This is a genomic window from Arenimonas malthae CC-JY-1, assembly GCF_000747075.1.
In the GTDB taxonomy this organism is placed as follows: domain Bacteria; phylum Pseudomonadota; class Gammaproteobacteria; order Xanthomonadales; family Xanthomonadaceae; genus Arenimonas; species Arenimonas malthae.
In genome coordinates this window covers 1-24648 of sequence record NZ_AVCH01000002.1, presented here as the reverse complement: position 1 = coordinate 24648, position 24648 = coordinate 1, and the positions used below count along the sequence as shown (strand labels likewise).

The following is a 24648-nucleotide window of genomic DNA, read 5'->3' as shown; positions in this document are numbered from 1 at the left end:
GGCCCCGTGGAGCCGGTGTCAGGCCTGCGACAAGGTCACCTTGCTGCCCGAGGCGCGCCCCAGCAGGCCGGCCAGCCAGCGGCCGGTGGCCACCAGCGCGGGCAGGTCCACGCCGGTGGCGATGCCCATGCCTTCGAGCATGTAGACCACGTCCTCGGTGGCCACGTTGCCGCTGGCGCCCGGGGCGTAGGGGCAGCCGCCGGTGCCCGACACCGCGGCGTCCACCACCGCCACGCCTTCCTCCAGGCAGGCCAGGATGTTGGCCAGGGCCTGGCCGCGGGTGTCGTGGAAGTGGATGGCCAGCGCGGCCATGGGCACTTCGGCCGCCACCGCGCGCAGCATGGCGCGGGCCTTGCCCGGCGTGCCGATGCCGATGGTGTCGCCCAGCGAAACCTCGTAGCAGCCGGCCTCGTGCAGGCGGCGCGCCACCCGCACCACGTCGGCCAGCGGCACCTCGCCCTGGTAGGGGCAGCCGAGCACGGTGGACACGTAACCGCGCACCTTCACGCCGTCGGCACCGGCGCGCTCGAGCACCGGCAGGAAGCGTTCGATGCTCTCGTCGATGCTGGCGTTGATGTTCTTGCGGTTGAAGGCCTCGGAGGCGGCGCTGAACACCGCCACTTCCTTCGCGCCCACCGCCAGCGCGCGCTCGTAACCCTGCAGGTTCGGCACCAGCACCGGGTAGCTCACGCCGGGCGCCTTGCGGATGCCGGCGAAGACTTCGGCGGCGTCGGCCAGCTGCGGCACCCACTTCGGGCTGACGAAGCTGGTGGCCTCGATGCTGCGCAGGCCGGTGGCCGAGAGCCGGTCGATGAGCGCGATCTTGTCGGCGGTGGGGATGAGCGCCTTCTCGTTCTGCAGGCCGTCGCGCGGGCCCACTTCGACGATGCGCACCCGGGCGGGCGTGCTCATTCGGCCTCCAGCTTCACCAGCACGGCGTCGGCGTCGACGAAATCGCCCACGGCCGCCTGCACGGCGGCCACGGTGCCGGCGCGCGGGGCGCGCAGGCTGAGTTCCATCTTCATGGCTTCCATCACCAGCAGCTCCTGGCCCTCGGCCACGACCTGCCCGGCTTCGGCGCGCACCAGCACCACCCGGCCGGGCATGGGCGCGCTGATGCGGTCGGAACCGCCGGCGGCCTCGCCCTCGTCGAAGCGGAAGGCCGGCACGCGTTCGAGCCGGAAGCGCTGCTCGCCGTCGTGCACGCTGGCGCGCTGGTCGTCGGCGTCGGCGCGCACGCGGTACTGGCGGCCGTCCACGTCGGCCACCAGGCGGCCCGCGACGAAGGCGGCGCCGGCGACGCGCAGGTCCAGGCCCGCGCCGGCCAGGTGGTAGCTGCCGGCGCTGCCGCGGGCGTGCAGCTCCAGGCGTTCGCCGCGGTAGTGGAAACACAGCAGGCGTTCGCCAGCGTGGCCCAGGCGCCAGCCGTCGGCGATGCCCCAGGGCGAATACGGGTCGCACCCGGCCGCGGTGGCGGCGAGGGTGGCGGCCTCGTCGTGCAGCAGGCAGGCCGCGGCGGCCAGGGCCAGCATGGCCGGCGGCAGCGGTTCTTCCTTGGGCAGCACGTCCTCGAGGTGGCGGTCGAGGTAGGCGGTGTGGATGGTGCCGTTCACCACGCGCGGGTGGCGGACCAGCTTCTCGAGGAAGGCGATGTTCGATTTCGGGCCCACCACCTCGCAGTCGGCCAGGGCCTCGCGCAGGCGGGCGAGGGCGCGCGGGCGGTCGGCGTCGTGCACGATGAGCTTGGCGATCATCGGGTCGTAGTGGATGGTGACGGTGTCGCCTTCCACCACGCCGGCGTCGAGCCGCACGTGCGCCGAGGCGGCCGGCAGGCGCAGGCGCTCGAGCTTGCCCGAGCCGGGCAGGAAGCCGGCGGCCGGGTCTTCGGCGTACAGGCGCACTTCGATGGCGTGGCCGCGGCTCTCGATTTCGCCCTGGTGGCGCGGCAGGCGCTCGCCGGCGGCCACGCGCAGCTGCCATTCCACCAGGTCCAGGCCGGTCACCAGCTCGGTCACCGGGTGCTCCACCTGCAGCCGGGTGTTGATTTCCATGAAGTAGAAATCGCCCTCGGGACCGACGATGAATTCGACCGTGCCGGCGTTGACGTAGTCGATGGCGCGCGCCGCTTCCACCGCGGCCTCGCCCATGCGCTGGCGCAGTTCCGGCGTGAGGAAGGGCGAGGGCGATTCCTCCACCACCTTCTGGTAGCGGCGCTGCGCCGAGCATTCGCGTTCGTTGAGGTGGATGACCTGGCCGTGGTGGTCGCCGAAGACCTGGATCTCGATGTGGCGCGGCTCGCCGATGTAGCGCTCGAGCAGCACGCGGTCGCGGCCGAAGGCGCCGGCGGCTTCGCGCTGGCAGCTTTCCAGCGCCGCGGCGAACTCGCCGGCCTCGCGCACGATGCGCATGCCCTTGCCGCCGCCGCCGTGCGCGGCCTTGATCATGAGCGGGTAGCCGATGCGGTCGGCTTCGGCCTGCAGGCGGTCCGGGTCCTGGTCTTCGCCGGTGTAGCCGGGCACCACGGGCACGCCGCGCGCCTGCATCAGCTGCTTGGCGCCGGCCTTGCTGCCCATCTTGCGCATGGACGCGGCCCTGGGACCGATGAACACCAGCCCGGCCGCTTCCACGGCTTCGGCGAAGTCGGCGTTTTCGCTCAGGAAGCCATAGCCCGGGTGGATGGCCTGGGCGCCGCTGGCCTTCGCCGCCGCCAGGATGGCTTCGCCGCGCAGGTAGCTGTCTTGCGGGCGCGGGCCGCCAATCGGCCAGGCCTCGTCGGCCAGCCGCGCGTGCTGCGCGTGCGCATCGGCCTCGGAATACACCGCCACCGTGCGGATGCCGAGCTTGCGGCAGGTGCGGATCACCCGGCAGGCGATCTCGCCGCGGTTGGCGATCAGTACTTTTTCAAACATTCGTGGTCTCCGGTCCGCGCTCAACACGCGACCCATCCAGGGCGACGCTTTTCCAGGAAGGCGGTGAGGCCTTCCTGTCCTTCGGGGGATACCCGCAGGCGGGCGATGAGGGCGGCGTTTTGGGCGTCAATGCGTTCGGCGGCTTCCGGGGTCATGCCGGCCATGCGCAGGGCCAGTTGTTTCGCTTCGCGCTGGGCGACGGGGCCGCCTTTGAGCCAGAAGTGCAGGGTGCGGTCGAAGTGCTCGTCGAGCTGGCCTTCCGGCGCTACCTCGTGCACCAGGCCGATGGCCAGCGCCTCGCGCGCATCGAACACCTCCGCGCCGGTGAAAAGGCGGCGCGCATGGCGCGGGCCGATGGCCTGCACCACGTAGGGCGAGATCACCGCCGGCACCAGTCCCAGCTTCACTTCCGACAGCGAGAACTTCGCCGCCTCGGTGGCGACGGCGTAATCGCAGCAGGCGATGAGCCCCACGCCGCCGCCGTAGGCCGAGCCGTTGACGCGGGCGAGGGTGGGCTTGGAGAGGAAGTTGAGCGTGCGCATCAGCCGCGCCAGATGCAGCGAGTCCTGCAGGTTTTCCTCTTCGCTGGCCTGGGCCATGCGCCGCATCCAGCCCAGGTCGGCGCCCGCCGAGAAGGTGCTGCCTTCGCCGGTCAGCACCACGGCGCGCACGGCCGGGTCGGCGTCCAGGCCGCGCAGGGCGTCGGTGAGCTCGGCGATCAGGGCGTCGTCGAAGGCGTTGTGCACGCCCGGCCGGGCCAGGGCCACCCGGGCCGTGGCGCCGCTGCGCTCGATTTTTATGACTTCGGTCATGGGGGCTCCCTCGGGAAGCCGCCATGATAGCGGCAAGCCGTCCGACGGCCGGTGGCGGCAGGCCCTGTCGCCGGGGCCTTCCCGGCCTTATAATGCGAATCATTCTCACACAGGTGGGCATCGACATGGTCCTTTCCGATCTTGAAACCGGCGCGGTGGGCACCGTGGACGCGGTGCACGACGCCGGCCCCGACGACCTGGTGGCGCGCCGCCTGCGCGACATCGGTTTCGTCAGCGGCGAGACCGTGCGCCTGGTGACCCGCGGCCCGCTCGGCGGCGAACCGCTGCTGGTGCAGGTCGGCTTCACCCGTTTCGCCATGCGCCGCCAGGAAGCCCAGCGGGTGCGCCTGCAGCGCCCGGAGCGCTGAGTGTCCGCACTCAACATCGCCCTGGTGGGCAACCCGAACTGCGGCAAGACCGCGTTGTTCAACCGCCTCACCGGCAGCCGCCAGAAGGTGGCGAACTACGCCGGCGTCACCGTCGAGCGCAAGGAAGGCCTGTTCCGCACCCCGGGTGGCCGCAGCGTGCGCGTACTCGACCTGCCGGGCGCCTACAGCCTCGACGCCACCAGCCCCGACGAAGCCATCACCCGCGACGTCTGCCGCGGGGCGCTGCCCGGCGAGCCGGTGCCCGACCTGCTGGTGTGCGTGGTGGACGCCACCAACCTGCGCCTGCACCTGCGTTTCGTGCTTGAACTGCGCCGCCTGGGCCGCCCCATGCTGCTGGCGCTGAACCTGATGGACCAGGCCCGCCGCCGCGGCATCACCATCGACGTGGCCGCGCTGCAGGCCCGCCTGGGCATGCCGGTGGTGGAAACCGTGGCCGTGAAGCGCGACGGCGCCGAGGCGCTGGTGGCCAGGCTGGACGACGCGGTGCCGCCCGCGCCCGAGGCGGGCGAGGACCACGGCGACCTGCACGCGCAGGTGTCGGCCCTGCTGGCCGAGGCCGTGGCCATGCCCGAGCGCACCAGCCGCCTGGACGAGCGCCTGGACCGCTGGCTGCTGCACCCGGTCTGGGGCCTGGTGATCCTGGCGGTGGTGATGTTCCTGGTGTTCCAGGCCGTCTTCAGCTGGGCCGCGCCGCTGCAGGACACGCTGGCGGGCTGGATTTCGGTGCTGGGCGAAGCCGCCGGCGGCGCCTTGCCCGACGGCCCGCTGCGCAGCCTGGTGCAGGACGGCCTGTTCGCCGGCCTGGGCACGGTGATGGAGTTCCTGCCGCAGATCCTGCTGCTGTTCACCTTCATCCTGGCGCTCGAGGAATCGGGCTACCTGCCGCGCGCCGCCTTCCTGCTCGACCGGCCCATGCGCGCCGCCGGGCTCACCGGCCGCAGCTTCATCCCGCTGCTGTCGAGCTTCGCCTGCGCCATCCCGGGCATCATGGCCACGCGCTCCATCCAGGACCCGCGCGACCGCCTCACCACCATCCTGGTGGCGCCGCTGATGACCTGCTCGGCGCGGCTGCCGGTGTACACGCTGCTCATCGGCGCCTTCATCCCCGACCAGCCGGTGTGGGGCGTGTTCAACCTGCAGGGCCTGGTGCTGTTCGCGCTTTACGTGGCGGGCATCGTGAGCGCCATGGCGGCCGCCTGGGTGATCCAGAAGCTGCGCCACACCGAAGGCGAGCACGTGCTGCTGCTGGAGCTGCCCAGCTACCGGCTGCCGAACCTGCTCGACCTGGGCATTGGCCTGTGGGAACGCGCGCGCATCTTCCTGCGCCGGGTCACCGGCATCATCCTCTCGCTCACCGTGCTGCTGTGGTTCCTGTCCAGCTACCCGGCGCCGCCCGAGGGCGCCACGATGCCGGCCATCGACTACAGCCTGGCGGGCCGCATCGGCCGCTGGATGGAGCCGCTGTTCGCGCCCATCGGCTTCACCTGGCAGATCTGCATCGCGCTGATCCCGGGCCTGGCGGCGCGGGAAGTGGCGGTGGCGGCGCTGGCCACCGTGTACGCGCTGTCGGCGGCGAACGACGCCGAGGCCATCACTTCGCTGTCGCCGCTGATCGCGGCCGACTGGTCGCTGGCCACGGCGCTGTCGCTGCTGGTCTGGTACGTGTACGCGCCGCAGTGCCTGTCCACCATCGCGGTGATCAGGCGCGAGACCAACAGCTGGAAGCAGGCGGGCTTCGCCACCGGCTATCTGTTCGCGCTGGCCTACCTGGCCTCGCTGGTGACCTACCAGCTCACGGCGTGGCTGATGTCATGAGCCCGCTGCTGCAGTGGCTGGTGGTGGCGGCGGTTGTGCTGGCGTGCACGCTGTCGCTGCTGCGCCGCTTCCTGCCGCGTTTGGCCTGGCAGGCGCAGGCGCGGCTGTCGTATTTCCTTGAGCGGGAAGGCCGCCCCGCCGCGCTTCGCCGCCTGGGCCTGGCCCTGCGCCCGCCCCTGGCCGCCAGCGCCAGCGCCTGCGGCACCGGCGGCTGCAACACCTGCCAAGGCTGCAAGTAACCCCCGACGGTTCCATGTAGGAGCGGCTTCAGCCGCGACCGCCCTTCGCGGAGAGCGCCGCGGCTGAAGCCGCTCCTACAGTATTTGCTGCGGGGTCACATCCGGAAGACGCCGAAGCGGTCCTTTTCGATGGGGGCGTTGAGGCTGGCCGAGAGCGCCAGGCCGAGCACGCGGCGGGTGTCGGCAGGGTCGATGATGCCGTCGTCCCACAGGCGGGCGGTGGCGTAGTAGGGGTGGCCCTGGCGTTCGTACTGCTCGCGGATGGGGGCCTTGAAGGCTTCCTCTTCCTCGGCGCTCCAGGTTTTGCCGGCGGCTTCCAGGCCGTCGCGCTTCACGGTGGCCAGCACGCTGGCGGCCTGTTCGCCGCCCATCACGGAAATGCGCGCGTTCGGCCAGGTCCACAGGAAGCGGGCGCCGTAGGCGCGGCCGCACATGGCGTAGTTGCCGGCGCCGAAGCTGCCGCCGATGACCACGGTGAACTTCGGCACGTGGCTGCAGGCCACCGCGGTGACCATCTTGGCGCCGTCCTTGGCGATGCCGGCGTTTTCGTACTTCTTGCCGACCATGAAGCCGGTGATGTTCTGCAGGAACACCAGCGGGATGTCGCGCTGGTTGCACAGCTCGATGAAGTGCGCGCCCTTGAGCGCGCTCTCGGCGAACAGGATGCCGTTGTTGGCGACGATGCCCACGGGGTAGCCGTGGATGTGCGCGAAGCCGCAGACCAGGGTCTTGCCGTAGCGCGCCTTGAATTCCTGGAACTCGCTGCCGTCCACCACGCGGGCGATGACCTCGCGGACGTCGAAGGGCCGGCGGGTGTCGCGCGGGATGACGCCGTAGAGCTCCTCGGCCGGGTACAGCGGCTCGCGCGGCGGCTGCACGGCCACCGGCAGCTGCTTGCGGCGGTTGAGGTGCCTGACGATGTCGCGGGCGATCTGCAGCGCGTGGCGGTCGTTTTCGGCGAAGTGGTCTGCCACGCCGCTCACCGCGGTGTGCACGTCGGCGCCGCCGAGCGATTCGGCGTCCACCACCTCGCCGGTGGCGGCCTTCACCAGCGGCGGGCCGCCCAGGAAGATGGTGCCCTGTTCGCGCACGATGATCGATTCGTCGCACATCGCCGGCACGTAGGCGCCGCCGGCGGTGCAGCTGCCCATGACCACGGCGATCTGCGGGATGTTCTTCGCGCTCAGCCGGGCCTGGTTGTAGAAGATGCGGCCGAAGTGCTCCTTGTCCGGGAACACCTCGTCCTGCAGCGGCAGGAAGGCGCCGCCGGAATCGACCAGGTACAGGCAGGGCAGGTGGTTTTCCAGCGCCACTTCCTGCGCGCGCAGGTGCTTCTTCACCGTCATCGGGAAGTAGGTGCCGCCCTTCACGGTGGCGTCGTTGGCCACCACCACCACTTCGGTGCCGTGCACGCGGCCGATGCCGGTGATGATGCCGGCGGCGGGCGCGGCGTCGTCGTACATGCCGCCGGCGGCCAGCGCCGAAAGCTCGAGGAAGGGCGAGCCCGGGTCGAGCAGGGCGGCGATGCGCTCGCGCGGCAGCAGCTTGCCGCGTTCGGTGTGCTTGCTGCGGGCCTTTTCGCCGCCGCCCAGCGCGGCGCGCGCCAGTTGTGCCTCGAAGTCGGCCACGGCGGCGCGCAGCTGCGCGGCGTTGCCCTGGAATTCGGGGTCGCGGGGGTCGATGTGGCTGGTGAGGAGGCTCATGCGGGTCCGTCCGAGCGGGAACCCGCCGAGTTTAAAAGAAAACGGGCGCGACTCGCGTCGCGCCCGTTCGCTTGGTACCGCAGGCGGCGATTACTCGCCGTCGGTGGTCTCTTCGGCAGCTTCGGCGGCGGTGTCGGCAGCCTCGGCAGCCTGGTCGGCCATCTCGGCAGCGCCTTCGGCCATCGCCTCGGCACCCTCGGCGGCGGCTTCGGCACCGGCGGCGGCGGCTTCAGCGGTGGCTTCGGCAGCGGCGTCAACGGCTTCGGTGGTGGCTTCGGCAGCGGCGTCGGTCGCGGCGGTGGCGGCGTCGGCAGCAGCGTCGGTGGCCTCGGCAGCGGCGTCCGCAGCCTCGGTGGCGGCGGTTTCGGCAGCAGCAGCGGCTTCGTCGGCCGCGTCAGCCGCCTGCTCAGCCTGGTTGGAGCAGGCCGCCAGGGCCAGGCCCAGGGCCATGGCGAGCAGGGTCTTGTTCAGGGACATGGGTGAATTCCTCGTCTAGACGTATGAAATTTCAGAACGCACCCCGTCGGGGTACGTCATCAAAATCATGTCAGGAACAGGCTGGGAGTCAAGGGCAAAGCGGGTTCCGGCGAAAATAAATTTTTGCCGGCCCCCGTACGGTGCTCAGGCCAATTCCACCGCGATGGCCGTCGCCTCGCCACCGCCGATGCACAGGGAAGCCACGCCCCGCTTGCCTCCGCGGCGCTTGAGGGCGTTCACCAGGGTCACCACCAGGCGGGCGCCGGAGGCCCCGATGGGGTGGCCCAGGGCGCAGGCGCCGCCGTTGACGTTGAGCTTGTCGTGGGGGATGCCCAGCTCCTTCATGGGGGCCATGGCGACCACGGCGAAGGCTTCGTTGACCTCGAACAGGTCCACGTCGCCCACCTGCCAGCCGGCCTTGGCCAGCACGTTGGCGATGGCGGACACCGGGGCGGTGGTGAACCATTCCGGGGCCTGGGCGTGGCCGGCGTGGGCAACGATGGTGGCGATCGGGGCCAGGCCCTGGGCCTTGGCGGCCTCCTCGGAGGCCAGCACCAGGGCGGCGGCGCCGTCGTTGATCGAGCTGGAGGCGGCGGCCGTGATGGTGCCGTCCTTCTTGAAGGCCGGGCGCAGGGTGGGGATCTTGGCGATGTCGCAGCGGCCCGGCTGCTCGTCGGTGTCCACCAGCACGTCGCCCTTGCGGCCGGCGACGGTGACCGGCGCGATCTCATCCTTGAACGAGCCGTCGGCCTGGGCGGCCAGGGCGCGGCGCACGGATTCGGCGGCGTAGGCGTCCTGGTCGGCGCGGCTGAAGGCGTACTTCTCGGCGCAAAGCTCGCCGAACACGCCCATGGCCTGCTTGTCGTAGGGGTTGGTCAGGCCGTCCCAGGCCATGTGGTCGAGCATTTCCATGCTGCCGTACTTGGTGCCGGTGCGGGAGTTCATCAGCAGGTGCGGGGCATTGGTCATCGACTCCATGCCGCCCGCGACGACGACGCTGGCCGAGCCGGCCTTGATCAGGTCGTGGCCCATCATGATGGCCTTCATGCCCGAACCGCAGACCTTGTTGATGGTGGTGCAGCCGGTGGCGGCGGGCAGGCCGGCGCCCAGGGCCGCCTGGCGGGCCGGGGCCTGGCCGAGGCCGGCGGGCAGCACGCAGCCCATGATCACCTCGTCCACCTTGTCGGCGGCCACGCCGGCCTGCTCGACGGCGGCCTTGATGGCGGTGGCGCCGAGCTGGGTGGCCGGCACGCCGGTGAACTGGCCCAGCAGGGCCCCGAGGGCGGTGCGCTTGGCACCCGCGATGACGACCTTGGACATGGAATTCTCCGAACTCAGGACGGGAAGACCGCGATTATCGCCCGGATGGTGGGGCCGTTGGGAGGGTCAGGTCGGCGCGGATGGCGGAAACGGCCTGTATTTGCCGCCGGGTTGCCCGGCCGGAATACTCGTCCGGTTTTCGGTGGCCGCCGCGGGAAGCAGGCCCCAGCATGGGTCACCCTTTCCCGTCGGGGTCCCTGGCCCCGCTCCCTGCCATGAAGATCGAAGACGCCGCCACGGTGAAGCGCTACTACGAGGCACTGCTTGCGCGGGATCCCGCCCACGTGGGCGTGTTCTACGCGGCGGTACGGACCACCTCGGTGTTCTGCCTGTCGATATGCCGGGCGCGGAAGCCGAAGCCGGAGAACGTCGATTTCTATGACCGTCTCAAGGACGCCATGGACGCCGGTTTCCGCCCCTGCAAGATTTGCCGGCCCACCGAAAACGCCCATGACGCCCCGGCCGGCATCCGCCGGCTGATGGACCAGCTGCGCGCGGCGCCCGGCGAGCGGATCCGCGACTCCCGCCTGAGGGAGCTGGGGATGGGCCCGGAAGCGGTGCGCCGATGGTTCCAACGCCACTACGGCATGTCCTTCCAGGCCTTCCAGCGCAGCCTGCGGATCAATGCCGCGCTCGAGGCCCTGCAGGCCGGGCGTTCCGCCACCCAGGCCTGGGCCTCGAGCGGCTACGAATCAATGAGCGGTTTCGGGTACACCATGAAAAAGACCGTGGGCGCGCCGCCCGCCGGCGGCGGCGCCGCCATCGTGATGCACCGGTTCACCACGCCGCTCGGGCCCATGTTCGCCTGCGCCACGCCAGTCGGACTGTGCCTGCTGGAATTCGTCGACCGGCGGATGCTGGAAACCGAACTGCGCGAGCTGCAGCAACGCCTGAAGATGCCGCTCATCGCCGGAACCAACCGGCATGTGCAGGACGCGGAGGCGCAGGTGGCCGAGTACTTCGCGGGCACGCGGACCCGCTTCGAACTGCCGCTGGACCTGCCGGGCACGCCGCTCCAGCGCCTGGCCTGGCAGGCGCTGCAGGACATTCCGTTCGGGGCCACGTCTTCCTACCGGGAGCAGGCACGCCGCATCGGCAGGGAATCGGCGGTGCGGGCGGTGGCGTCGGCGAACGGCCACAACCGCGTCGCCATCGTGGTCCCCTGCCACCGGGTCATCGGCGCCGACGGGTCGTTGACCGGCTACGGCGGTGGCCTGGAGCGCAAGCGCTGGCTGCTGGCGCACGAGGCGGCCGTGGCCGCGCCGCGCTGAGCGCTCAGCCGCGTCCGTCGAAGAGTTCGCGGCCGATCAGCATGCGGCGGATTTCATTGGTGCCGGCGCCGATGGCGTAGAGCTTGGCGTCGCGCAGGATGCGGCCGGTGGCGTATTCGTTGATGTAGCCGTTGCCGCCCAGGGCCTGGATGCCTTCCAGCGCCACCTGCACCGCCGATTCGCTGGCGTGCAGCAGGCAGGCGGCGGCGTCCACGCGGCTGGCGTGGCCGGCGTCGTAGTCGCGGGCCACCTGGTAGGCGAAGGCGCGGGACGACTGCAGCGCGGTGTACATGTCGGCGATCTTGGCCTGCATGATGCCGAAGGTGCCGATGGCGGCGTCGAACTGCTTGCGCTCGCGCACGTAGGGCAGGGCGATGTCCAGCGCCGCCTGCATCAGGCCCAGCGGGCCGCCGGTGAGCACCAGCCGCTCGGTGTTCAGGCCGCTCATCAGCACCTTCACGCCCTGGTTCACTTCGCCCAGGACGTTTTCGGCCGGAATCTCGCAGTTCTCGAACACCAGCTCGCAGGTGTTGGAGCCGCGCATGCCCAGCTTGTCGAGCTTCTGGGCGGTGGAGAAGCCCTTCATGCCCTTCTCCACCAGGAAGGCGGTCATGCTGCGCGAGCCCGCTTCCTTGCCGGCGGTGCGCATGTAGACGATCAGCACGTCGGCCTCGGGGCCGTTGGTGATCCACATCTTGTTGCCGTTGGCGACCCAGACGTCGCCCTTCAGCTCGGCGCGGCAGCTCATCGAGCCCACCACGTCGGAACCGGCGCCCGGCTCGCTCATGGCCAGCGCGCCCTTCCACTCGCCGCTGCACAGCTTGGGCAGGTACTTGTGGCGCTGCGCCTCGCTGCCGTTGGCGTAGAGGTTGGCCACGCACAGGTTCGAATGCGCGCCGTAGCTCAGGCCGATGGAGCCGGAGGCGCGGGAGATTTCCTCCATCGCCACCAGGTGGGCCAGGTAGCCCATGCCCGAGCCGCCGTATTCGGCGGGCACGGTCATGCCCAGCAGGCCCAGCTCGCCCAGCTTGGGCCACAGGTCCTGGGGGAAGGCGTTGTCGTGGTCGACCTGCGCGGCCCGCGGCGCGATCTCGGTCTCGGCGAAGCGCCGGACGGCGTCGCGCAGGGCATCGAGGTCTTCGCCGAGGGGGAACGTGCGCATGGTGACTCCGTGTCGTTGGTTGGCGGCGAAGCATGACCGGGCCGGCGTCGCGGCCCGGTCAATGCCCGGCTCAGTTGCCGCGGCGGCCCTGGAAGCGGGGAGCGGCGGCGCCCAGGTGCGGCAGGCGCAGCTTGCCGATGGCGGTGATGCGCTCTTCGGCCATGCGGTCGGCGGCCTTGTAGGTCGGGATGCCGTCGCGCTTGGCGATCTCGAAGATTCGGCCCAGGTTGTAGTAGATGGTGCGCATCATGCGCATGGCGCGCTCGCGGTTGTAGCCGTCGATCTCGAGCGAGACGTTCATCAGGCCGCCGGCGTTCACCGCGTAGTCCGGCGCGTACAGCATGCCGCGCTTTTCCAGCTCCACGCCGATCTCGTCGTTGGCCAGCTGGTTGTTGGCGGCGCCGCAGATGACCTTGCACTTCAGGCGCGGCAGGGTCTTCTCGTTCACCGTGCCGCCCAGGGCGGTCGGCGAGTAGACGTCGGCGTCCACGTCGTAGATGTCGTCCAGGCCCACGGCCTCGCAGCCGAACTCGTCCACGGCGCGCTGCACCGCGTCCTTGTTGATGTCGGTGACGAACACCTTGGCGCCGCGCTCGCGCAGCAGCTTCACGAACTCCATGCCCACGTGGCCCACGCCCTGCACGGCGTAGGAATAGTTGCCCACTTCCTCGTTGCCGAACTTGACCTGCAGCGCGGCCATCAGGCCCTGCAGCGTGCCGTAGGCGGTGAACGGCGACGGGTCGCCCGAGCCGCCGTGAACCTGGTGCACGCCGGTGACGTATTCGGTCTCGCGCAGCACGTATTCCATGTCGTTGACGTCGATGCCGACGTCCTCGGCGGTGATGTAACGGCCGCCCAGCGAGTTCACGAAGCGGCCGAAGGCGCGGAACAGCGCCTCGGACTTGTCCTTGTTCGGGTCGCCCCAGATCACCGCCTTGCCGCCGCCCAGGTTCAGGCCCGACACCGCCGCCTTGTAGGTCATGCCGCGGCTCAGGCGCAGCACGTCGTTCAGCGCTTCCGCCTCGCTGGCGTACGGCCACATGCGCGTGCCGCCCAGGGCCGGGCCCAGCACGGTGTTGTGGATCGCGATGATGGCCTTCAGGCCCGCGTCCTTGTTGTGGCAGAACACCACTTCCTCGTGGTTCGAGGTCGAGATGGTTTCGAAGATCATGGGAGGCTCCGGTCTGGCGGACTGCGCGGATCCGGGGGCGGATTCGCGTGTGAAATGGGGTGAAAAAACGTCCGCAAGTGATTGATTTAAATGGCCTGCGTTCATCGAAAGCAGGACCCCGCCGGGTCGCGGCGCGCCGTAGTGTAAAGCAAACGCTCTAGACGGGCAGGTCGCCCCGGCCGGCGCGGCCTTCGACGCCCGTCGGTCGCCCGCCACCGTCCGGCGGCCTCAGAAAAACTCTTGGCCGGTCCGGCCGGGACGCGTCGTTCGACTTAGTGCTTGGCGGTTTTGTCTCTCCCCGGAGAACCGCCAGCCTCCAACCCTTAGAGCAGGGTTCATTGGGCGACTACCCCGTAGTCGCCCTTTTTTTTTCGATTTCACGCGGCCTTCGAATGGCGGCGGTGCTAATGGCGGTGTCTCCCCCGCCGGCCTGCCATGCCCGTCGTTTCGCCGCCGCCCGCCGTTTCGCCCGCCACGCCCGACGAAGCGGCGCTGGTGGCGCTCGTCGGCCGCATCCGGTTCGGGGACGCCGAGGCGCTGGGCCAGCTCTACGACCTGACGGTGGGCCGCGTTTACGCGCTTGCACTGCGGGTGCTGCGGCAACCCCAGGACGCCGAGGAAGTCGTCGGCGACGTCTTCCTGCAGGTCTGGGAGCAGGCCGTCGGTTACTGCCCGGAGCGCGGCACCGTGCTGCCCTGGCTGCTGACGCTGGCCTGGAGCCGGGCGGTGGACCGTCGCCGCCGGCGCGGCGCGCAGTCGCGCGAAGTGCATCCGGAGGCCCTCGGGGACGCGTACAGGGAAAGTGAAGAAGATCCCGCCAGCGAACTGCTCGAGCACCTTGCCAACGTCCAGCGCCTGGCCCCGGCGCTGGCCGCGCTGAGCCCCGCCCAGCGCACCGTGCTCATGCTGGCCTACCACGAGGATTTGTCGCAGCCCGAGATTGCGCTGCGCACCGGGCTGCCGGTTGGCACGGTGAAGTCCCATGCCCGCCGGGGCCTGGCCGCGCTGCGTGCGGCCCTGGCGGGGGAGGGCGGCGAGCCATGAGCCAGCGCATTCCTCCCCAGGACGACCTGCTGCTGGCCGCGCTGGCCGGGCTGCTGCCGGAAACCCACCCCGAGCCCGCGTCCTCGTCCGCGCTCCGCGCCCGGGTGCTGGCGGACGCCCGCCGGACGCGCTCGAGGGTGGTGCGGGCGGACGAGGGCGAATGGGTGCCCTTCGTCCCGGGCATCCGCATCAAGACCCTGCGCCGCGACGAGGCCGGGGGCACCCAGACCAGCCTCTGGCGCATCGACCCCGGCGCCGTCGTGCCTCCGCATCGGCACACCCGGGAGGAAGAGTGCCTGGTCCTGGAAGGCTCCGTGCTGCACGACGGCGTGGAGTATTTCGCCGGCGACTACCTGGTGGCCCCGCCGGGCGAGCGCCACGAAGCCTTCCTCTCGCCCCGCGGGGCGCTGCTGATGATCCGCAGCGAACTCATCCCCGATCCGGACCGTCTGCGCCGCCCCGCCGGCGGCGAATAAGCGCCCGCTGCATCCGCCGGCTGCACCGGCTGCGTAAGGGGGATATACGCGACGTGCGTAGCCGCCCCGGCCTGCCGATGATCCGACCGACCGTGTTCCTGTTGCTGTGTGGCCTGGCCCTCGCGGCCTCGGCCCGCCCGCCCGCCGCCACGCCGCCGCCGCGGCTTTCCCCGCTGGAAATCGCCCTGCGCAGCCCGGTTCCCATCTGGCAGCGGCAGGGCATCCTGGTGGAGCAGGGTGGCCGCGCGCTCTACACCTACACCAAGGACAAACCCGGCCGCAGCCTCTGCGACCGTCCCTGCGAGGCGCTGTGGCCGCCCCATTACGCCGAGCCCGGCGCCCGCCCGCACGGCCCGTTCACCCTGGCGCGCAGCAGCGACGGGCGGCTGATGTGGGCCTGGCAGGGCAAGCCGCTCTACCGCTGGGTGTCCGACCGCAAACGCGGCGCCGCCGGCGGCGATGGCGTCGCCGACGTCTGGTACCTGGTGAAGGTGCCGCCCGAGCTCAGCGGCCAGGTCATCGCCTATTTCCCCATGCCCATGACCCGGAGCGGCCGTCCGGCTGCGCCGGCGCGGCCCACGTCCAACCCGAGGAGTCCCTGATGCACCAGAAACGACACCCGATGCCGCGCCAGCTGCTTGCCCTGGCGCTCTGCCTGCCCGCCGGCCTGGCCCTGGCCCAGGAATCCGAGGACGGTTTCGACACCGGCGGCAAGCTGCTGCTCACCGGTGGCGTCAGCCAGGTGGAAGGCGCCGCCGGCGGCGGCCTCACGCCCTGGGCGGTGATCGGTGGCTACGGCACGCGCGACCAGGTGGGCGCCAGCGCCTTCTACACCCGCGTGGACGTGGACGATTACGCGCTCGACAGCTACGGCGTGCTGGTGGGGCTGTACGACCGCGTCGAGTTCAGCGTCTCGCGGCAGAAGTTCGACACCCAGGCCATCGGCGGCGCGCTGGGCCTGGGCAACGGCTTCACCTTCACCCAGGACACCTACGGCGTGAAGGTGCGGGTGGCGGGCGACGCCGTGCTCGAGCAGGACAGCTGGCTGCCGCAGATCGCCGTGGGCGCCCAGTACAAGAAGAACGACCAGCCCGGCGTGCTGGCCTTCGTCGGCGCGCGCGACGACAGCGGCGTGGACTACTACCTCAGCGCCACCAAGCTCTACCTCGACAAGAGCCTGCTGCTCAACGGCACCGTGCGCCTGACCCGCGCCAACCAGTTCGGCATCCTGGGGTTCGGCGGCGACCGCAACGACGATTACGAGGCGCAGTTCGAGGGCTCCGTGGCCTGGCTGCTCAACCGCCACCTGGCCATCGGCGGCGAGTACCGCATGAAGCCCGACAACCTCGGCATCGCCGAGGAAAACGACGCCTGGGACGTGTTCATCGCCTGGGCCCCCGCCAAGCACGTCTCGCTGACGGTCGCCTACGTGGACCTCGGCAACATCGTCATCGCCGACAACCAGCGCGGCGTCTACGCCTCGCTGCAGGTTGGCTTCTGAGCCATGGAGACCCCGATGAACCTCACCAAGACCCTGGCCCTGGCGATCGCCCTGGCCGTTGCCGCCCCCGGTTTCGCGCAGGACGCCGCGCCCACCGCCGAAGAGCAGGCCCTGCTGGCCGAAGAGGCCCGCCTCGAGGCCGAGGAAGCCGCGCTCGACGCCGCCGAGGCCGCGCCCCGGCTCGACCCGTCGGCGCCCAACCCGGCGCCCGCCCATCCCGAACTGCGCCCGGTGCTGGACGACTTCGGCGGCGAAGCCGGCCTGGCCAGGCTGATGGACACCTTCATGGCCGGCCTGCTGGCCGACGAGCGCATGGGGCCGTTTTTCGCCAATGCCGACCAGGAGCGCGTGAAGCGCCAGCTGGTCGAGCAGTTCTGCGTGATCCTGGGCGGCGACTGCGAATACACCGGCCGCGACATGAAAACCTCCCACGCGGGCCTCGGCATCGACCGCGCCGACTTCAACCGCCTGGTGGAAGTGCTGCAGGTGGCCATGGACGCGCACGACGTGCCGTTCCGGGCCCAGAACAAGCTGCTGGCCAGGCTGGCGCCGATGCACCGCGAGGTGGTCACCGAATAGGTCCGGGGCGGAAGCCGGCCGCGCCCCGGGGCGCAGGTGGGGCCTGCGCGGATTTCCCCAGCGCGGCCGGCTTCTTCTAGACTCCCCGGCATGGCGGAACTCACGCGCGTCGACGACCTTCCGGGCAGCTTCGGCTACGGCGCCGGCGTGCTGTACGGGCTGCCGCAGCCGCCGCGCTGGATGGGCGAGGTGCAGCCCGACCTGCACAAGGCCATCCTGCTGCTGGCCCCGGGCGAACTGCTGTACGGCCACCTCACCGGGCTGGACTGGGAGGGCGGCAACGTCATCCTGCGCGCCGGCGACGAGACGCTTTCGAACCCCATCGCCGACCTGCGCGGCATCCTGCTCTCCGGCGAGGGCCGGCTGGGCCGCCCGCCGCTGGCGCCCACCGGCACCATCGTCAGCACGCTCCGGTACCGCGACGGCGGCGACTGGATGCTGCAGGCCCACGCCGCCCACGTGGACCTGTTCGGGGCCGGCTTCTTCACTTTGGCCGACGACCAGCTGCACGCCATCTTCGTGCCCTGGCGGGTGCTGGCCGACAACGAACTGACCTTGCGCTCGGGCCTGAGCGACCACGTGCGCGCCCGAGTGCAGCGCGAAGTGGCCTTCCGCCGCGGCGCCGACATCGACCGCCTGCAGGCCGCCCGCCTGACCCACGTGGCCGGCAGTGCCCGCGACGACGCCGACATCCGCCGCAGCGCCTTCGCCAAGGCCTTCTGCAAGGCGCTGGGAGGCTAGCGCCATGGACCGCTTCGATCCGCTGGCGACCTGGCAGGCCGCCGAACAGCACCGCGCCCGCGGCGACGACGCGCAGGCCCGCGCCGCCTACGAGCGCCTGGCCACGCACCCCGAATGGGTGGCGCCCGCGCGCCTGCGGCTGGGCCACCTGGCCCTGGCCCAGGGCCGCCTGCGCGACGCCGTGGCCGAAGCCCTGGCCGCCCGCGCCGCCGACGAATCCGACCCGGTGGTGCTGGAGGCCATCGTCGAACTGCTGTGCCAGGTGGGCGAACTGGAAGCCGCGCTGTCGCTGGCGCAATCGCCGGCCCTGCGCGGCGCGCCCGACCCGGCGGTGCAGCAGGGCCTGGGCCAGCGCCTGTCGGAGCAGTCGTTCGCGGCCGAGGCGCGGCCCTTCCTGCAGCGTGCCCGCGCGCTGGGCGCCGACAGCCCCACGCTGCACTACCAGCTGGGCCTTACCGCGCTGTACGCCGGCGAGCCCGACGCCGCCGAAGCCGGCTTCGAAGCCTGCCTGGCGCGCCAGCCGCTGCACGGCGCCGCGCACCGGCAACTGGCCAAGCTGCGCACCGCCACGCCGGCGAAGAACCACGTCGAACGCCTGCGCGCCGCCATCGCCCGCGCCGGCGACACCCACCCCGACGCGCCGCCGCTGTATTACGCGCTGTTCAAGGAACTCGACGACCTGGGCGACACCAGCGCCGCCTGGGCCGCGCTCGAGGCCGGCATGCGCGCCCGCCGCCGCCAGGTCCAGTACGACCCCGCCGCCGAACAGGCCGTGTTCGACCAGCTGATGCGCGTGGACGGGCAGGGCGCGAACCGGCAGGCGGAGCCCGGCCCGGCGCCGGTGTTCATCCTGGGCCAGCCGCGCTCGGGCACCACGCTGCTCGAACGCATCCTGGGCGGCGCGCCCGGCGTGGCCGACGCGGGCGAGCTGCGCGATTTCGGCTTCCAGCTGCGCTGGTGCGCCGACCTTGCCGGCCCGCCCGGGCCCGACCTGGCGCTGCTGGCTGCCGCCGAACGGGTGGACCCGGCGGAACTCGGCCGTCGCTACCTCAGTCACACCCAGTGGCGCGCCGGCGGCAAGCCGCTGTACACCGACAAGCTGCCGGCGAACTTCCTGTGGCTGGGCCACATCGCCCGCGCGCTGCCGCAGGCGAAGTTCCTGCACCTGGTGCGCGACCCCATGGACGTGTGTTTTTCCAACCTCAAGGAGCTGTTCGCGGGCGCCTACCCGCACAGCTACGACCAGGCCGAAATGGCCGGGCATTTCCGCCGCTACCAGGCGCTGATGGCGCACTGGCACGCGGCGTTCCCGGGCCGCATCCTGGACGTACCCTACGACGCGCTGGTCACCCGCACCGACGCGGTGGCGGCCGAGGTGCTGGCCTTCCTGGGCCTGCCACCCGCACCCGGCGTGGCCGACATCGCCCGCCGCACTGGCGCCGTGGCCACCGCCAGCGCGGTGCAGCTGCGCGAGCCCGTGCACGCGCGCTTCCTCGGCCAGTGGCGCCGCTACGAAACCCCGCTGCAGCCGCTGCAGCGTGCCCTCGAAAACCCCTGACTTACCCGGAACGACCCATGCGCAAGACCCTGCTTTGCCTCGCCCTGCTGCTTTCCACCGCCACCTTCGCCGCCGAGCCGCCCGCCGCCGACGACCTGCTGCGCCAGGCCAACACCGCCTACGACGCCGGCCGCCAGGAGGAAGGCATCAAGCTCTACGAGCAGGCCGTGGAAGCCGGCAACGCCAAGGCCATGGCGGCGCTGGGCTGGCTCTACCTCAACACCACCGAAGGCCTGCCCAAGCCCAACTTCGCCCGCGGGCTGGCGCTGTACGAGCAGGCCGCGCACCTGGGCAACGCCGAGGCCGCCAACAACCTGGCCGTGCACTATGCCCACGGCATTGCCGTCACCGCCGACCTGCCGCGCAGCCTGGAGTGGTTCAAGCGCGCCGCCGAACTGGGCCATGCCCCGGCCATGGTGTCGGTGGGCCTGTACTACGAAACCGGCACCGTGGTGCCGGTGGACCTGGCCGAGGCGCAGGCCTGGTACCGCAAGGCCGCCGAGGCCGGCAATGCGCAGGGCATGCACAACCTGGGCATGTTCCTGCTGCGCGGCGTGGCCGGCCCGGCCAAGCCGGAGGAAGGCCGCCGCTGGCTGCAGAAGTCGGCCGACGCGGGTGACGAAAACGCGAAGGCAGCGCTGAAGGAACTCGAGGCCAGGCCCGCCGCCAAGGGCTGAGCCGCCGGGGCGGCCCGGGCGGGGTAGGGCAGGCCATACGGTCGGCGCTACAATCGGGAAATTCCCGTCTTTGCCGCAAGAGTGCCGCCCCATGAGCACCCCCGCCAACCAGCTCCCCGAGTCCCACGCCGAGCGCAGCCCGCTGCGCTTCGTCACCGCCGCCAGCCTGTTCGACGGCCACGACGCCGCCATCAACATCATGCGCCGCCTGATCCAGGCGCAGGGCGTGGAAGTGGTGCACCTGGGCCACAACCGCAGCGTCGAGGACGTGGTGCGCGCCGCGCTGCAGGAAGACGCCGACGGCATCGCGCTTTCCAGCTACCAGGGCGGCCACACCGAGTACTTCAAGTACATGGTGGACATGCTGCGCGAACGCGGCGCCGGCCACATCCGCGTGTTCGGCGGCGGCGGCGGCACCATCACGCCGGAAGAGATCAAGGAGCTGCAGGACTACGGCGTCGAGCGCATCTACCACCCGAACGACGGCATGCAGATGGGCCTGGTGGCCATGATCGAAGACCTGGTCCGCCGCACCGAGCAGAAACGGGGTCAGGTTCACTTTTCCCAAGGGAAAAGTGAACCTGACCCCCTTCTCTCGGCGCGGGTCGACATTGACGACGAGATCGCCATCGGCAAGATGCTCAGCGCCATCGAAGAAGGCGCCATCGACGACACCACGCTCGCCACCCTGCGCAAGGAATGGCAGCTGGCCGGCGGCAAGACCCCGGTGGTGGGCCTGACCGGCACCGGCGGCGCCGGCAAGTCCAGCGTCACCGACGAGCTGATGAACCGCTTCCTGCAGCATTTCCCGGAAATGCGCATCGCCGTGATTTCCGTCGACCCCACCCGCCGCCGCACCGGCGGCGCGCTGCTGGGCGACCGCATCCGCATGAACAGCCTGCGCAGCCCGCGCGTGTTCATGCGCTCCATGGCCACCCGCCGCCAGCACGTGGCCACCAACGCGGTGCTCAAGGACTGCGTGGCCTTCCTGCGAGCCCAGGGCTACGACCTGGTGATGGTGGAAACCGCCGGCATCGGCCAGAGCGATTCGGAAATCGTGGACCTGGTGGATTTCCCGGTCTACGTGATGACCAGCGATTTCGGCGCGCCCAGCCAGCTCGAGAAGATCGACATGCTCGACTACGCCGAGCTGGTGGTGCTCAACAAGTTCGACAAGCGCGGCGCCGAAGACGCCCTGCGCGACGTGCGCAAGCAGTGGAAGCGCAACCGCACCGCCTTCCAGATGAAGGACGAGGACGTGCCGGTGTACCCCACCATCGCCAGCCAGTTCAACGACCCGGGCGTGACCTGGATGTTCGCGAACCTGTGCCGCCTGGTGCGCCAGAAGACCGCCGCCAACACCCCGCGCTGCAACTTCGAACCGGCGGTGGACACCACGCTGAAGGAGCCCCGCGCCACCGTGCTGATCCCCGGCGCGCGCACCCGCTACCTGGCGGAAATCGCCGAGCAGGGCCGCCAGATCAATGCCTCCATCGAGCGCCAGGCCGAAGCCGCCGACCGCGCCCAGCACTACTGGGAATCGCTGCGCGAGCTGGGCTGCCCGAACCTGCCCAAGCAGCTGGGGCTGTACGACCCGCACCACCTGATCGTGCCCACGCCCGCCGCCCCCAGCAAGGACGGACCGCAGTGGCCCGAGTGCGGCGAACGCCGCCAGGGCCTGCCCGACCGCCGCAAGGTGGTGTTCCAGTGGGAGCGCCGCCAGGGCGCCAGCACCGGCGACAACCCCAACGCCCCGCACGTGGTGGTGGACCGCAGCCTGGTCACCCTGCGCCAGCGCTACAACGACGCCGTGAAGGCGCTCAGCGCCGAATCGGTGAACCTGCTGCTGGAATGGCCGCAGCGCCTGAAGTCGATCACCGACGAGGTGGGCGAATACCAGGTGCGCGACAAGGTGATCCGCGTGGAGAACTACCGCGAATCGCTGAGCCACCAGAAGATCCCGAAGATCGCCGCGCCCGGCTACAAGAGCTGGGGCGAACTGCTCACCTTCCTGGGCAAGGAAAACCTGCCCGGCGCCTACCCCTACACCGGCGGCGTGTACCCCTACCGCCGCACCGGCGAAGACCCCATCCGCATGTTCGCGGGCGAGGGCACGCCCGAGCGCACCAACCGCCGCTTCCACTACCTGAGCGTGGGCCAGCCGGCCGCGCGCCTGTCCACGGCCTTCGACAGCGTCACGCTCTACGGCGAAGACCCGGCCGAGCGCCCGGACATCTACGGCAAGATCGGCAACAGCGGCGTGTCCATCGCCACGCTCGACGACATGAAGAAGCTGTACTCCGGCTTCGACCTGTGCGCACCCACCACCAGCGTGAGCATGACCATCAACGGCCCGGCGCCGATGATCCTGGCCATGTTCATGAACACGGCCATTGACCAGCAGGTGGAAAGGTACCTGCGGGAAGACCAGGCCCGCTGGGACGCCGCGCACGCCAAGATCGAAGCCTTCTTCGAAGGCAAGAAGCGCCCCGAGTACCACGGCGAACTGCCGCCCACCAACGACGGCCTGGGCCTGGGCCTGCTGGGCATTACCGGCGACCAGCTGGTGGACGCCGAGACCTACGAGAAGATCAAGGCCCACACCCTGCGCACCGTGCGCGGCACCGTGCAGGCCGACATTTTGAAGGAAGACCAGGCGCAGAACACCTGCATCTTCAGCACCGAATTCGCCCTGCGCATGATGGGCGACATCCAGCAGTACTTCGTGGACCAGAAGGTCCGCAACTTCTACTCGGTGTCGATCAGCGGTTACCACATTGCCGAAGCCGGCGCGAACCCGATTTCCCAGCTGGCCTTCACGCTGAGCAACGGCTTCACCATCGTCGAGTACTACCTGGCGCGCGGCATGAAGGTGGACGACTTCGCGCCCAACCTGAGCTTCTTCTTCAGCAACGGCATGGACCCGGAGTACACGGTGATTGGCCGCGTGGCCCGCCGCATCTGGGCCCGCGCCATGCGCGAGCGCTACGGCGCGAACGAGCGCAGCCAGATGCTGAAGTACCACATCCAGACGTCCGGCCGCAGCCTGCACGCGCAGGAAATCCAGTTCAACGACATCCGCACCACGCTGCAGGCGCTGTACGCGCTGTTCGACAACTGCAACAGCCTGCACACCAACGCCTACGACGAGGCGATCACCACGCCCACCGAAGAAAGCGTGCGGCGCGCGGTGGCGATCCAGATGATCATCAACAAGGAGCTGGGGCTGAACTTCAACGAGAACCCTTGGCAGGGCAGCTTCATCGTCGACCAGCTGACCGACCTGGTGGAAGAGGCCGTGTACAAGGAGTTCGAGGCCATCAGCGAGCGCGGCGGCGTGCTGGGTGCCATGGACACCATGTACCAGCGCGGCAAGATCCAGGAAGAAAGCCTGTACTACGAACACAAGAAGCACGACGGCAGCCTGCCCCTGGTGGGCGTGAACACCTTCCTGCCCAAGGACCACGCCGGCGAGGTGGCCACCACCATCGAGCTGATCCGCAGCACCGAGGCCGAAAAGGCCGCCCAGATCGCCAACGTGCGCACCTTCCAGGCCGCGAGAAATTCTCTCGTTGTGGCCGGGACCGGTTCAGCCGCGAATAGGCCCCTGGGCTACCTGCAAAACACCGCCCGCGACCGCAAGAACATCTTCGCGGCGTTGATGGAAGCAGTGAAGACCCACAGCCTCGGCCAGATCAGCCATGCGCTGTATGAGGTGGGTGGGGAGTATCGGCGGAATATGTAACCCATTTGCCTTAAACAAAAGGCTCGGTGGGGTGTAAGGTCAACTTCGGTGACGAGTATTACCGTCGAGTGGCTCAGCCGACTGTGCCTTAAGGGTCTCGACCTAACGGCGCTGCTGTAAGAAGGGGCGTTCGGATGAAGATCTTGGGTCTAGATATCAAGAATTTCAGATCAATCGCTTCCATGCGAATTGATTGTGGGGATTTGACGCCCATTTGCGGCATAAACAGTTCGGGGAAGTCGAATGTTCTTCGTGCATTACGTTTCGCATTTCTGAAGGACTATGATCCGGCCAAGGTCGCGAGAAATTTCCCGTCGTTCGTGAACGGGCCTGCGGCTCTTATCCGAGTCTCAGTTCGGTTTGACGAGCCGTCTATTGCTGCCTCCCGGCTGCTTGGCATCCCTGCGGGTGTTCCATTCGAATACGAAGTTAACCTCAAGAGAAGTGGCGCGGCAACCTATCGCGTTAACGGAAAGGCTATCCAGAAAGCAGATCGAGACGCCTTCCTTGATGGCGTATTGATCGTCTATGTCCCCCCAATTCGCGACATTGCATACGATGGATTGGCTCCGTTCAAAGAGATGCTTGCCCGGGCCTTGCGGAAAGCAAAGAAGGGAAAATCTTTCGCCTCACTCAACAAGGCAGTGAAGGCGGCGGTAGACGCAAAAGGGCTGGAAGTTCTGACGAAGGCAAGTGGCCATGCGGGAATGGATGGCTCGCTTGGCATTCTGTCCGTTGACTCTGCTGCGATTGATGTCGAAGTTTTGCTCAGTTCCGCGTCTGTGCAGGTAGAGGCATCTGGGGCGCGGGTTCCTCTTGAGATGGTTGGAACAGGGCACCAGAGTCAGGTCGTTATGGGGCTGTTTCGTCAGTTTGGGTCGTCGTTTCCGGGTCTGGTCGTATACGTATTTGAGGAGCCGGATAATCATCTTCACCCAACGGCGCTGAGGGCCGTTGCGAATGACCTAAAGTCCATCGGAAGTGATGTTGGTTCGCAGGTATTCGTGAGTTCGCATTCGCCGGCGCTATTGAATCAGTGAATCGCCCCGCCTTTCCCGG

The 24648-nt window shown here is 69.7% G+C and carries 22 protein-coding genes; 14 read left to right on the top strand and 8 right to left on the bottom strand.

The window, feature by feature from the left end; genetic code table 11:
• Nucleotides 1-18: 18 nt before the first annotated feature.
• Genes N790_RS00940 through N790_RS00930 form a run of 3 tightly spaced genes read right to left on the bottom strand, consistent with a single transcriptional unit; the run spans nt 19 to nt 3721 of the window.
• The gene (locus tag N790_RS00940) at nt 19-912 is read right to left on the bottom strand and encodes a hydroxymethylglutaryl-CoA lyase (RefSeq protein ID WP_043799732.1); all 894 of its coding nucleotides are present in this window, start codon (nt 910-912) and stop codon (nt 19-21) included.
• On the bottom strand, nt 909-2909 hold the full coding sequence (locus N790_RS00935) for an acetyl/propionyl/methylcrotonyl-CoA carboxylase subunit alpha (RefSeq protein ID WP_043799730.1): 2001 nt from the start codon (nt 2907-2909) through the stop codon (nt 909-911). Before N790_RS00935 ends, N790_RS00940 begins: the two co-directional genes overlap by 4 nt.
• 20 nt (nt 2910-2929) lie before the next feature.
• A complete protein-coding gene (locus N790_RS00930; protein WP_043799729.1) occupies nt 2930-3721 on the bottom strand; it encodes an enoyl-CoA hydratase-related protein in 792 nt (263 codons plus the stop codon).
• Nucleotides 3722-3846: 125 nt separating this feature from the next.
• Here N790_RS00930 and N790_RS00925 point away from each other — a divergent pair, with 125 nt between their 5' ends.
• Genes N790_RS00925 through N790_RS00915 form a run of 3 tightly spaced genes read left to right on the top strand, consistent with a single transcriptional unit; the run spans nt 3847 to nt 6164 of the window.
• Nucleotides 3847-4089, top strand: a complete 243-nt coding sequence (locus tag N790_RS00925) for a FeoA family protein (protein WP_043799800.1) — start codon at nt 3847-3849, stop codon at nt 4087-4089.
• Complete coding sequence (gene feoB, locus N790_RS00920; protein WP_043799728.1) at nt 4090-5925, top strand: ferrous iron transporter B; 1836 nt, start codon at nt 4090-4092, stop codon at nt 5923-5925.
• Nucleotides 5922-6164, top strand: a complete 243-nt coding sequence (locus N790_RS00915; protein ID WP_043799726.1) for a DUF6587 family protein — start codon at nt 5922-5924, stop codon at nt 6162-6164. The genes feoB and N790_RS00915 overlap by 4 nt, the downstream gene beginning before the upstream one ends.
• A gap of 95 nt (nt 6165-6259) precedes the next feature.
• Here the strand turns inward: N790_RS00915 and N790_RS00910 are convergent, their stop codons facing one another.
• The 3 genes from N790_RS00910 to N790_RS00900 all read right to left on the bottom strand — a co-directional run bounded on the left by N790_RS00910 (nt 6260) and on the right by N790_RS00900 (nt 9664).
• Complete coding sequence (locus N790_RS00910) at nt 6260-7867, bottom strand: carboxyl transferase domain-containing protein (RefSeq protein WP_043799724.1); 1608 nt, start codon at nt 7865-7867, stop codon at nt 6260-6262.
• A 90-nt stretch (nt 7868-7957) separates the two neighbouring features.
• Nucleotides 7958-8344, bottom strand: coding sequence for a hypothetical protein (locus tag N790_RS00905; RefSeq protein WP_043799723.1), 387 nt, complete (start codon nt 8342-8344; stop codon nt 7958-7960).
• 144 nt (nt 8345-8488) lie between these two features.
• Entirely contained in the window at nt 8489-9664 is a 1176-nt protein-coding gene (locus N790_RS00900) for a thiolase family protein (protein ID WP_043799720.1), read from the bottom strand.
• Nucleotides 9665-9879: 215 nt separating this feature from the next.
• On the opposite strand from N790_RS00900, the gene N790_RS00895 reads away from it, so the two are divergent.
• Complete coding sequence (locus N790_RS00895; RefSeq protein WP_043799718.1) at nt 9880-10935, top strand: bifunctional transcriptional activator/DNA repair enzyme AdaA; 1056 nt, start codon at nt 9880-9882, stop codon at nt 10933-10935.
• 4 nt (nt 10936-10939) lie between these two features.
• On the opposite strand, the gene N790_RS00890 is transcribed toward N790_RS00895, so the two are convergent.
• On the bottom strand, nt 10940-12097 hold the full coding sequence (locus tag N790_RS00890) for an isovaleryl-CoA dehydrogenase (RefSeq protein WP_043799714.1): 1158 nt from the start codon (nt 12095-12097) through the stop codon (nt 10940-10942).
• A 70-nt stretch (nt 12098-12167) separates the two neighbouring features.
• Nucleotides 12168-13268, bottom strand: coding sequence for a Glu/Leu/Phe/Val dehydrogenase dimerization domain-containing protein (locus N790_RS00885; protein WP_043799711.1), 1101 nt, complete (start codon nt 13266-13268; stop codon nt 12168-12170).
• Nucleotides 13269-13703: 435 nt separating this feature from the next.
• Between N790_RS00885 and N790_RS00880 the strand changes: the two genes are divergently transcribed.
• From N790_RS00880 to N790_RS15455, 10 genes are all read left to right on the top strand, one after another.
• Complete coding sequence (locus N790_RS00880; protein WP_084062463.1) at nt 13704-14312, top strand: sigma-70 family RNA polymerase sigma factor; 609 nt, start codon at nt 13704-13706, stop codon at nt 14310-14312.
• Nucleotides 14309-14788, top strand: coding sequence for a cupin domain-containing protein (locus N790_RS00875; protein ID WP_052385568.1), 480 nt, complete (start codon nt 14309-14311; stop codon nt 14786-14788). The genes N790_RS00880 and N790_RS00875 overlap by 4 nt, the downstream gene beginning before the upstream one ends.
• A gap of 53 nt (nt 14789-14841) precedes the next feature.
• The gene (locus N790_RS15030) at nt 14842-15390 is read left to right on the top strand and encodes a COG4315 family predicted lipoprotein (protein WP_169742125.1); all 549 of its coding nucleotides are present in this window, start codon (nt 14842-14844) and stop codon (nt 15388-15390) included.
• Entirely contained in the window at nt 15390-16289 is a 900-nt protein-coding gene (locus N790_RS00865) for a DUF3034 family protein (RefSeq protein WP_084062460.1), read from the top strand. The genes N790_RS15030 and N790_RS00865 overlap by 1 nt, the downstream gene beginning before the upstream one ends.
• A 15-nt stretch (nt 16290-16304) precedes the next feature.
• Nucleotides 16305-16868, top strand: coding sequence for a group I truncated hemoglobin (locus N790_RS00860; RefSeq protein WP_084062466.1), 564 nt, complete (start codon nt 16305-16307; stop codon nt 16866-16868).
• Nucleotides 16869-16958: 90 nt separating this feature from the next.
• A complete protein-coding gene (locus N790_RS00855; RefSeq protein ID WP_043799709.1) occupies nt 16959-17609 on the top strand; it encodes a hypothetical protein in 651 nt (216 codons plus the stop codon).
• A 4-nt stretch (nt 17610-17613) separates the two neighbouring features.
• Nucleotides 17614-19167 carry a tetratricopeptide repeat-containing sulfotransferase family protein gene (locus N790_RS00850; protein ID WP_043799706.1) on the top strand — a complete coding sequence of 518 codons (1554 nt, stop codon included), beginning with the start codon at nt 17614-17616 and terminating at the stop codon, nt 19165-19167.
• Between the two features lie 17 nt (nt 19168-19184).
• Nucleotides 19185-19844 (top strand): tetratricopeptide repeat protein, encoded by a 660-nt coding sequence (locus N790_RS15025; RefSeq protein ID WP_052385565.1) that lies wholly within the window; start codon nt 19185-19187, stop codon nt 19842-19844.
• 91 nt (nt 19845-19935) lie between these two features.
• On the top strand, nt 19936-23589 hold the full coding sequence (locus tag N790_RS00840; RefSeq protein ID WP_043799703.1) for a methylmalonyl-CoA mutase family protein: 3654 nt from the start codon (nt 19936-19938) through the stop codon (nt 23587-23589).
• Nucleotides 23590-23723: 134 nt separating this feature from the next.
• Nucleotides 23724-24629 carry an ATP-dependent nuclease gene (locus N790_RS15455; RefSeq protein WP_084062458.1) on the top strand — a complete coding sequence of 302 codons (906 nt, stop codon included), beginning with the start codon at nt 23724-23726 and terminating at the stop codon, nt 24627-24629.
• Nucleotides 24630-24648 lie beyond the last annotated feature (19 nt).